Source organism: Methylobacterium sp. Leaf361 (assembly GCF_001424445.1).
In the GTDB taxonomy this organism is placed as follows: Bacteria; Pseudomonadota; Alphaproteobacteria; order Rhizobiales; family Beijerinckiaceae; genus Methylobacterium.
On sequence record NZ_LMPY01000054.1, the window covers coordinates 1 to 9,829 of the forward strand.

Here is a 9,829-nt window from a genome sequence, read left to right on the forward strand (position 1 = left end):
CGGCTGATCAACCGCCTCAAGCAGTATCGCCGCATCGCCACCCGCTACGAGAAGCGGGCTGCCAACTACCTCGCCATGGTCACCCTCGGCATGACCATACTCTGGCTCACATGAGTTTGCAGAGACGCCCTAGGAAAGCCGCGTCTCGACCGCGCCTCGACCGCGCCGGCCGGGACGGTCGCGCTCCCGACCGGCGCGTCGGAGCCCGGTCATCGCTGCGACCCGATCTGCAGGACATTGAAGCCGCGCTGCAGGGAGGTCCCGAGGAACTCTCCGAACGGGGTGTTCGCACCCGCGGCACGATCAACGCGGAGGACGGCGGCACAGCCGCGCTGCGGGCTCTCGACCGAGCGGCCGTCGACGGAGGCCGCAGGGGCCATGCCGGCTCGCCAACGCGCCTTCAACGCGGAGACGGCCCTGTCGGCCGTCCGGCAATCGGGATAGGCGAGGGATACGAGCAGGGCCGGTCCGTTCTTGCCTTGATAGTCCGCCACGATACCGCCGGCATAAGCCGGGACGCCGTCCCGTCCGCGCTCGCGCTGATCCTCGATCGCCTTCCTCTGCGCGGCCAGATCGGTCGTCGCCGACAGGAGGGCGGCAGGATCGTCGGGGGTGATCCCCATCAGCGGCGTCACGACGGCCGCTTGAAGGATCGCGCCCGGGTCGCGCTCATCCGCGGCGGCCAGACCCGTCAGCGCTGTGGCGACCGCCTCGTGATCCGCCGCGCTCCGACCGACCCCGACGCGTGTCTCCAGATCTGCGGCCGCGGACGCCTGCGCGACGACGCGATCGATCGCCAGGATCGCGCTGGTCTCGCCCATCGGGCCGGACCAGGGATCGGTCGGCTGCCGGGCCCTGAGATTCAGGGCGCGCGGCTCACCGTTGGCGAGAATGCGCGGCGCGGTCGAGACCGGCCGGAAGTTCCTGTCCTTCAGCTTGGCGACCAGAGTGTCGGCTGCCGCCTTCGTCGCCAGACCCCAGTAACTCACGCGCGCCGGAGGCTGGCCGAAGGCCGCGAAATACGAGATGTCCTCGAACGGGATGCCGGCCTTCTCGGTCCATGTCTGCGCGCTGCCGTAGCTGAGGGCGTTCAGCGGGCGGATGCTCTGCGCGAAGGCCATGCGCCGCAGGCCGGCGTCGCTCAGCGCACCGCCGGCGGCCCTGGACAGCGCCTGGACGTCCATGAAGACGATCGGCATCGGGTCAGGCGTCGCCAGGACGGAATCCGGCACCGCGCGGAGAGCCGCCTCCAGAGTGCTGGCCGCCCGCGCCGCCGGCGCGATCATCAGGACTGAGAAGGACACGACGACGAGGCGGGATGAAACTGAGCGCCAGAGAGGTCGTGTCACGTCGAATCCCATGCTCCAGGTCCCTCGGGAGCGCCGCTGCCCGTCTGCCGGTCATGGCGATGACCGCGTCGGGCAAGAAGAGATCTCCGCAGTGCTCACCTGATCATTGCTGGACAGGCTCTCTTCTGTCTCCCTCAGTCGATTTTAGCTGAGCCGCTCTCGGCTTCCACTAGTGAGGGTGACCTATTGACCGCGCCGCCCGGATCGCCGCCGATCTGACGCCCGGCACCGTCGAGACGAGCGACGATCGATGGAGGCGTCGGCTCGGTGGGAGCCGCAACGTGACTTCGGCCTCCGCGTGTCGCCCCCGCGCGCCGATCCTCTCACGCGAGCGATTCTCCGGTCCGATCGCGCATCGTGAGGACTGCGGCGAGCGAGATGGCCGACAGCACGGCGACGTAGAGGCCCGGCCCCGTGGGCCAGGCCAGGTGGTGGACGATCCACGTCGCGGCCATCGGGGCGGTGCCCCCGACCAGCGCCATCGAGGCGTTGAAGCTGATCGCCAGGGCCGTGCAGCGCGAGCGGTGCTGGAACATCTCGACGAACGCCGTCGGCACGACGGCGGCGTTGCCGGCGATCAGGATCGCGAACGCGACCTGGCTCAGGACGATCAGAAGCGTGTCGCCGGTGGTCAGCAGCATGAAGAGCGGCCACGACAGGATTGTCAGGCCCGCCCCGGTCAGGACCAGAATACGCTTGCGCCCGAAGCGGTCGGACAGGGCTCCGGCGATCGGGATGCACACGGCTTGAACCACCATGGCGAGCGAGTTGATGAGAAACGCCGTGTGTTGCGGCAGGCCCGACACGGTGTGCATGAACGTCACGAGGTAGACGAACACCACGTAGAAGCCGCACGCCAGGCCGAGATTCATCGCGAAGGCGCGCAGCATGGCGGAGCCGTCGATCTCGACGGCCGTGCGCAGCGGTGAGCGCTGGTCCGTCGGTGCCCGATCTTCGCGAAACACGGTCTCGACGTGATCGTCGTCGATATGGCGACGCAGAGCGAAGATGAAGACGCCGAGCACGATCCCGAAGAGGAACGGCAGGCGCCAGCCCCACTGGTGCACGTCTTCCGGCGTGAGCAGGCCGGTGACGAGCGTCCCGGCAATGGAGCCGAGCAGGATCCCCCCGGCGGCCCCGATGCAGGCGAGGCTGCCGGTCAGGCCGCGGCGCGCCGGTGCTGCGGTCTCGGACAGGAAGATGGCCGAGGAGGTGTACTCGCCGCCGACGGAGAGACCCTGGCCGAGCCGCAGCACCACGAGCAGGACGGGCGCGAGGAGTCCGGCCGACGCGTAGGTGGGCAGGCAGCCCATCAGGAAGGTCGAGACGGCCATGAGGCCTGCCGACAGCAGGAGTGCCGTCTTCCGGCCGTAGCGGTCGCCGATGTGGCCGAACACGATGCCGCCGATCGGGCGCATGAAGAAGGCGGCGGCGAACACCGCGAAGGCCGAGAGCAGCGACGTCGTGGGGCTGTCGGACGGGAAGAAGTTCCGGCCGATGACGGCACTGAAGTACCCGTAGGTGGCGAAATCGTACCATTCGAGCGTGTTGCCGATGGCGCCCGCGACCACGGAACGGCGCCGCGCCGCGCCGGGGACCTTCGGGCCGTCGGCGATCGCGTCGGAACTGATCGGGAGCGGCGGCTCACCGTACGGAGGGGTGGATTGCATGATGCGCCCGCCTTGCCGCCGAATTCAGTCTAGACGCTAGACTGAAACGCCAAGCTTGGCGAGACCATTGGAAAAGGACGACATCGCTCTTCCGCTCGACAGTTAATAGGCGCGGGGCAGCCTCGCGCGGGCGAGCCCGCCAGGGCCGCACGCCCCTCCGTCCTCCGCGGCCAGACCGCGATCGGGAAGCCCTCCGTCCTCACGGTGCCTCGGCGTCGGCGGGAAGATCCGGAGCTTCGGCCGCCGCTGCGAACGCCCGCCGGGCCCGCTCGATCTCGGCGTGGTGCGTCTCGGCCCAGATCCACACGCCGCAGAACGCGGCGCCCAGGCTCCGGCCCAGCGGCGTCAGCGTGTAGTCCACGCGCGGCGGGATCACCGGATGCACCGTCCGCCGGACGAGACCGTCCCGCTCCATCTGGCGGACGGTCTGCGTCAGCATCTTCTGGCTGATCCGGCCCACGGCCCGGCCGAGCTGCGTGAACCGGAGGGTGCCGTGCTCCTCCAGGGCCTCGAGGATCAGCATGGTCCACTTGTCGGCCACTTGGCCGATGATGTCGTTCACCAGGGCCTCGATCGCCGGATCGACGTCCTGCGGGGGTGGCCCGCGCCGCTTCGCCTCGATCGCGGGATCCGGGGCAGCCCTGCGCATTCGACACTCTCCTTTCGGTGCGTACAAATCTTTTCGGTGCCTACTTCAGGGCGGAGAGTGTCAACCATACTCTCTGCGGCGACAACAACGGGGTCGCCATCATGAAAACCTCCGGCAACACGATCCTCATCACGGGCGGCGGGTCCGGGATCGGAGCCGCGCTCGCCCATCGCTTCCACGACCTCGGCAACACCGTCATCGTCGCCGGTCGCCGCGTGGAGGCGCTGGAACGGGTCACGGCCGGCCGCCCGGGCCTGCACGCGATGCCCCTCGACATCGCGGATGCCGGAGACATCGCGGCGTTCGCCCGGCGCGTCACGGCCGAGCACCCGGCCCTGAACGTGGTGATCAACAACGCCGGCATCATGCGCTTCGAGGCGCTGGATCAGGCGCGCGACCTCTCCGACGCGGAGGCGACGATCACCACCAACCTGCTCGGCCCGATCCGTCTGACGGATGCCCTCGTCGCGCATCTGGTCACACGGCCGGACGCGGCGCTGATCAACGTGTCGTCCGGGCTGGCCTTCGTGCCCCTGACGACCACACCGACCTACTCGGCGACGAAGGCGGCGATCCACAGCTACACGGTCTCGCTGCGCGAGGTCCTCAAGGGCCGGGTCGAGGTGATCGAGCTGGTGCCGCCGGCGGTCCAGACGGATCTCACGCCCGGCCAGGCCACCCGTGCGGGCTACCTACCGCTGGCCGACTTCATCGACGAGGTGATGGCCCTGTTCCAGCAGCAGCCGACGCCGGCCGAGATCCTGGTGCAGCGCGTCGCCTTCCAGCGCAACGCCGAGGCCGAGCACCGCTTCGACGCGGCCGTCGCGACCCTGAACGAGGCCGCTCGCGCGGCCCGCGCGGCGCAGGAATGAGGTGCGCGCGGAGATCCGCGAGGAGATCCGCGTCGCCGCGCGCGGGCGCGACCCGTGTTTCATCAGTTCAGCCTGGAGACGATCGATGCCGTTCGCCAATTTCAAGATCCCGCAGGGCATGATGACCGGTCCGCAGAAGGCGGATCTGATCCACCGCACGACGGATCTGCTGGTCTCCTTCTTCGGGGAGGCCGCGCGCCCGCACACCATGGTCTTGGTCGACGAGGTCGTGGATGGCGGCTACGGGCGCGCGGACGAGGTCTTCGATCTCGAGGCCCTGCGACGCCTGCGGGCGCACCACGAGACGGGTTCGCGCTGACGGCCTCCACATCGTGCCGGCGGCCCTGCTCGGAGCCGTCGACGATCTCGTCGCGCGCGTCCGTCCCCGGACCGCGCGCCGGGCGCCGTTCCGACGGGACTAGGAGGGAGCGCCGTTGCGTGAGACTCTGGGCCTGCCCCGGCGGGCGGGGCGAGGCGGAGTGCCATGCGATGAGCCAGGACGACGAATCGCCGCCGGCGCGGCGCCGCTTCCTCGCACAAGGCGCGGCGGCGGCCGCGGCCGTCCTCGCGGGCGGGCCGGCCCGATCGGACGAGGCGGCGCCTCCGGCCGTGCCCGAATGGATGAAGGTCCCGGGCGCCGATGTCGGCAGCCAGACCTACGGCCGGCCCTCGCGCTTCGAGGAGGGCGTCATCCGCAACGTCCCGAAGGGTCTGAAGCAGTACATCTCGGCGTCGAGCCGCACGCCGCTGCAGGATCTCGACGGCATCCTGACGCCCAACGGCCTGTTCTACGAGCGCCACCACGGCGGCATTCCGGACATCGATCCCGCCCAGCACCGGCTGATGATCCACGGACTCGTCGAGACGCCGCTCATCCTGACGATGGACGACATCCGCCGCTTCCCGTCGGAGTCGCACATCTACTTTCTCGAATGCTCGGGCAACCCGGGCTTCGAGGCGATCAAGGGCAAGACGGCGTCGGACCTCGTCGGCCTCGTCAGCTGCGCCGAATGGACCGGCGTGCGCCTCGCGACGGTCCTGGCGGAGGCCGGGCTCAAGCCAGACGCGCGGTGGGTCGTGGCCGAGGGCGCGGACGCCGCCGCGCTGACCCGCAGTATCCCGATCGCAAAGTGCCTCGACGACGCCCTGCTGGTCTACAGCCAGAACGGCGAGCGGCTGCGCCCCCAGCAGGGCTACCCGCTCCGGGTGCTGCTGCCCGGCTACGAGGGCAACATGAGCGTGAAGTGGTTGCGCCGGCTCAACGTCACGGCGGAGCCGGCCTATTCCCGCGAGGAGACGTCGAAGTACACCGACCTGATGCCGGACGGCACGGCGCGGCAATTCACCTTCGTGATGGAGGCCAAGTCGATCATCACGCGGCCCTCGGGCACGCAGCGGATCGCCCCCGGTTTCCACGAGATCACCGGCCTCGCCTGGAGCGGGCGCGGGCGGATCCGCGGCGTGCAGGTCTCGACGGACGGGGGCGGGAGCTGGCGCGACGCCGCCTTGCAGGAGCCGGTGCTCAACCGGGCGCTGACGCGGTTCCGCCTGCCCTGGCGCTGGGACGGGACGCCGACGACCATCGCGAGCCGGGCGATCGACGAGACCGGCTACGTGCAGCCGGGCTTCGAGGCGCTGACGGCGGTGCGCGGCCTCAAATCCTTCTACCACAACAACGCGGTCGTGCCCTGGCGCATCGCCGCGGACGGCGAGGTGGCCAATGGCTATGCGTGAAGCCCGCGCCGCCGCGGGGATCGCCCTGGCGCTCGCCTGCGCCGGGCCGGCACGGGCGACGGAGCGCCTCGGGATCGGGCGTCCGGCCACGGAGGCCGAGATCGCCGCCTGGAACATCGACGTCGACCGGGACGGCCGGAAGCTGCCGCCCGGACACGGCAGCGTCGCCCACGGCCGAGAGGTCTTCGAGACCCAATGCGCCTCGTGTCACGGCAGCCGGGGCGAGGGCGGGACCGGCGAGCGGCTGGCCGGCGGCCAGGGCACGCTCGCCTCGGCGAAACCGCTCAAGACCGTCGGCAGCTTCTGGCCCTACGCGCCGACCCTGTTCGACTACATCCGGCGGGCGATGCCGATGAACGCCCCGCAATCGCTCAGCGCCGACGACGTCTACGCGGTCTCGGGCTACGTCCTGTACCTGAACGGGCTCGTCCCGGAGGGCGCCGTGCTCGATGCCGCCACCCTGGCCGCCGTCCGCATGCCGAACCGCGACGGGTTCGTGCCGGATCCCAGGCCGGATGTGAGACCCTGACGGGAGCGGCGTACCCGATCAGGCCGCCCCGGCCCCGCCCGCCGCCGGGGCGCCACGATGCTGTGGCCGTTCCGCCACTGTCGTCGCAACATTATTACATTCGGTTGCCGGGGCGTTGACCCGGCCGGTCGCCGCGGCAAGTATTTTCCTGCCAAGGTTATCCGGGCACGGTCCGGAGCCGGGGTGGTAATCCGGTGCGCGCTGCGCGGTGCGTCCGGATCTGCCCCGCACCTGTCGACTGGGCGCGCCCGTTCCCCGCGGCCGCCGGTGCCGCGCACCGGGACGGTCCGGCGGCGGCGATGACGCGCGTCACGGGAGGCGGCCTTCGGCGCGACGACGTTCCTCGGGCGCGGTGCCCCAGCGGAGCGCGCGGTGCCGCCCGTCCGGGCGTGACGCCGCCCGCCTCCGCGTGGCCGCGCGCCGGCAGCAGCGAGTGTGTGGTGGCGAGTTCTGGACGATTGTCGTTCCGCGAGAGTCCCAGGCCGCGCCGGGGATGCGCCCGCCCTGCCGGGGCGCGGCGCGGCAGCCCGCGCCTGGCCCTGGCGGCCATGCTGTCCGCCGGCGTGCCGGTCGGGGAGGTCCGCGCGCAGGAGAGCGTGACCCTGGAGGAACTGTCGGTCGAGCATGTCGGCGAGGGCGCCGCCCGGACGACGGCGTCCGGGCGCGGCAGCATCGGCCTGGTCGGTCCGACACCGGGCTACGGCGCCGGCGCGGCGGTCAGCGCGACGCGCACGGCCACACCGCAGATCGACGTGCCCGTGGCCGTGTCGGTGGCGCCGCGCGAGACGATCACCGACATCGCCGCCACCCGCGTCGACCGGGTCTTCGACTACCTGCCCGGCGTCACTCGCCAGAACAATTTCGGCGGCCTGTCGATCTTCAGCTACGCCATCCGCGGCGTGACCACCTCCGAGATCTACAAGAACGGCTTCCCCCTCAATCGCGGGACGCCGCCGCCGCCGGACGCCCAGAACATCGAGCGCATCGAGGTGCTCAAGGGGCCGGGAGCGGCCCTGTTCGGGCGCAGCGACCCCGGCGGGCTGGTCAACCTGATCACCAAGCAGCCGACCGCCGAGCGGTTCGTCGAGTTCGGCAATCAGGTCGACTCGTTCGGCCTGACCCGGGGCACGATCGATGCCGGCGGTGCGCTGAGCGCGGACGGCACGGTGCTCTACCGCTTCAACCTCGCCGCCCAGGGTGCGGGCAGCTTCCGCGACTTCGTGGACAGTGACCGGCTCCTCGTCGCGCCGGTGGTGAGCTGGCAGGTCACCCCGGACACGCGGATCACGGTCGAGACCGAGTTCGTGAAGAACCGGATCGTCTTCGACCGGGGCGTCATCGCGCTGAACCGGCAACTCGGGTTCCTGCCCGTCTCCCGCTTCCTCGGCGAGCCCGGGCAGAGCACCTATCAGAACAACAACACGTTGCAGGTCCGCGTCGACCACCGCTTCGACGAGAACTGGCAGCTTCGCCTCGCGACCTACTTCAACACGGGCGATCTCGCGGGCGAGTCGGCGGAGATCCGCGCCATCGCTGCCGACAACCGCACGGTCTCGCGCGACCGCAACGTGCGCGACTACCGCTGGGACGTGGCCGTCGGGCAGGCCGACCTCGTCGGGCGCTTCGATACCGCCGGCATCGGCCACACGCTACTGCTCGGCATGGACCGGGAGAGCACCGACAGCCGCACGCAGTACTTCCGCTCGAACTTCCGCACGAGCCCGTTCGCCCTGGACATCTACGCCCCGGTCTACGGTCATGCGCTGCCGCCGATCACCATCCCGCGCAACAACCTGGAGCGGATCACCAACACCGGCCTCTACGCGCAGGACGAGATCGTCCTGAGCCCCGAATGGCGGGCGCTCGTCGGTGTGCGCCTCGACATCTTCGAGCAGAGCTTCCGCGAGCGCGCCGTCCGCAGTCAGGTCGACCAGTCGCGGGTCGCCGCGTCGCCCCGGGCGGGCCTCGTCTACCGGCCGATCCCGGAACTCGCCCTCTACACCAACGTCGGCACGAGCTTCCGGCCGAACATCGGCCCCGACGCCGCCGCCGTGACCCGCGGCACGGCCCTGCCGCCCGAGACCGGCCTCGGCTACGAGGTCGGCGCCAAGTCCGAGCTGTTCGGCGGCAGCCTGCTCCTCACCGCCGCCGCCTTCCGGGTGGAGCGGGAGAACGTGCTCACGCCCGATCCCGCCAATACCGGCTTCTCCCTCGCCGCCGGGGCCGTCCGCAGCCAGGGGTTCGAGCTGACGGCCCAGGGGCAGATCACGCCGGAGCTGAAGCTCCTGGCCGGCTACGTCTACGCCGACGCCCGGGTGACCAAGGACAACGTGCTCCCGGTCGGAGCCCCGCTCATCAACGTGCCGCGCCATTCCGGCAGCCTCCTCGCGGTCTACGAGCCGGAGGGGGCGTGGCGCGGCTTCGGTATCGGAGGCGGCGTGCGGGGCGTGGGCGCGCGCGCCGGCGACGCGGCCGGCTCCGGCTTCACCCTGCCGGCCTACGTCGCGGTCGACGCGCTCGCCTACTACCGCTTCGACAATGCCCGGATCGCGCTCAACGTCGAGAACATCTTCGACACCGCGTACTACGAGAGTTCGCTGAACGTGTTCCGGGTCTATCCGGGCTCGCCCCGGCGGATCACGGGCTCGGTGACGGTGCGGTTCTGATGGCGGGCCCGCGGCCCCCGTCCAGGCAGCCGCCGGGATCGTCGCGCCGGCGAGAGGACGCGCCTGCGGGACTCCGCAGGCCGACCGCTTCTGCGCTATGTCGGATTCTGTGCTGCACGGCAGCAGCGACGCGACAGGCCCGGGCAACGGGGCCGAGGGGACGGTATTCGGGTGGGTAAGGCTTTGATGGAAGCGATCGTCCCGTCCGATGGCACGGCGCCCCGCGTCGTGCGGCGCCGCATCGTTCTGCTCTACCTCGTCCTGATCGCGGCCAACGTCGCCGCCTGGTCCTGGGCCTACAGCCTGTTCGCGGGGCAGCCGGCCCTGCTCTCGACCGCGCTGCTGGCCTACGTCTTCGGG

General features: G+C 70.8%; 8 protein-coding genes and 1 pseudogene. 6 read left to right on the forward strand and 3 right to left on the reverse strand.

Annotation, left to right across the window (positions count from 1 at the left end; genetic code table 11):
- Positions 1 to 114, forward strand: a pseudogene (locus ASG32_RS26720) (IS5/IS1182 family transposase); the annotation flags it as partial.
- Between the two features lie 95 nt (positions 115 to 209).
- Here the strand turns inward: ASG32_RS26720 and ASG32_RS26725 are convergent.
- From ASG32_RS26725 to ASG32_RS26735, 3 genes are all read right to left on the reverse strand, one after another.
- The gene (locus tag ASG32_RS26725) at positions 210 to 1,349 is read right to left on the reverse strand and encodes a hypothetical protein (protein ID WP_244492232.1); all 1,140 of its coding nucleotides are present in this window, start codon (positions 1,347 to 1,349) and stop codon (positions 210 to 212) included.
- Between the two features lie 323 nt (positions 1,350 to 1,672).
- Positions 1,673 to 3,019 (reverse strand): MFS transporter, encoded by a 1,347-nt coding sequence (locus tag ASG32_RS26730; protein WP_056532321.1) that lies wholly within the window; start codon positions 3,017 to 3,019, stop codon positions 1,673 to 1,675.
- Positions 3,020 to 3,218: 199 nt separating this feature from the next.
- Positions 3,219 to 3,668, reverse strand: a complete 450-nt coding sequence (locus ASG32_RS26735; protein ID WP_020094431.1) for a helix-turn-helix domain-containing protein — start codon at positions 3,666 to 3,668, stop codon at positions 3,219 to 3,221.
- A gap of 101 nt (positions 3,669 to 3,769) precedes the next feature.
- Between ASG32_RS26735 and ASG32_RS26740 the strand changes: the two genes are divergently transcribed.
- The 5 genes from ASG32_RS26740 to ASG32_RS26760 all read left to right on the forward strand — a co-directional run bounded on the left by ASG32_RS26740 (position 3,770) and on the right by ASG32_RS26760 (position 9,469).
- Entirely contained in the window at positions 3,770 to 4,540 is a 771-nt protein-coding gene (locus ASG32_RS26740) for an SDR family oxidoreductase (protein ID WP_056532323.1), read from the forward strand.
- 85 nt (positions 4,541 to 4,625) lie between these two features.
- The gene (locus ASG32_RS26745) at positions 4,626 to 4,859 is read left to right on the forward strand and encodes a tautomerase family protein (RefSeq protein ID WP_020094429.1); all 234 of its coding nucleotides are present in this window, start codon (positions 4,626 to 4,628) and stop codon (positions 4,857 to 4,859) included.
- A gap of 170 nt (positions 4,860 to 5,029) precedes the next feature.
- Complete coding sequence (soxC, locus tag ASG32_RS26750) at positions 5,030 to 6,274, forward strand: sulfite dehydrogenase (RefSeq protein ID WP_020094428.1); 1,245 nt, start codon at positions 5,030 to 5,032, stop codon at positions 6,272 to 6,274.
- Positions 6,261 to 6,803 carry a cytochrome c gene (locus ASG32_RS26755; protein ID WP_056532325.1) on the forward strand — a complete coding sequence of 181 codons (543 nt, stop codon included), beginning with the start codon at positions 6,261 to 6,263 and terminating at the stop codon, positions 6,801 to 6,803. Before soxC ends, ASG32_RS26755 begins: the two co-directional genes overlap by 14 nt.
- Positions 6,804 to 7,351: 548 nt before the next feature.
- Positions 7,352 to 9,469 (forward strand): TonB-dependent siderophore receptor, encoded by a 2,118-nt coding sequence (locus tag ASG32_RS26760; protein WP_170855270.1) that lies wholly within the window; start codon positions 7,352 to 7,354, stop codon positions 9,467 to 9,469.
- The last annotated feature ends 360 nt before the right edge of the window (positions 9,470 to 9,829 follow it).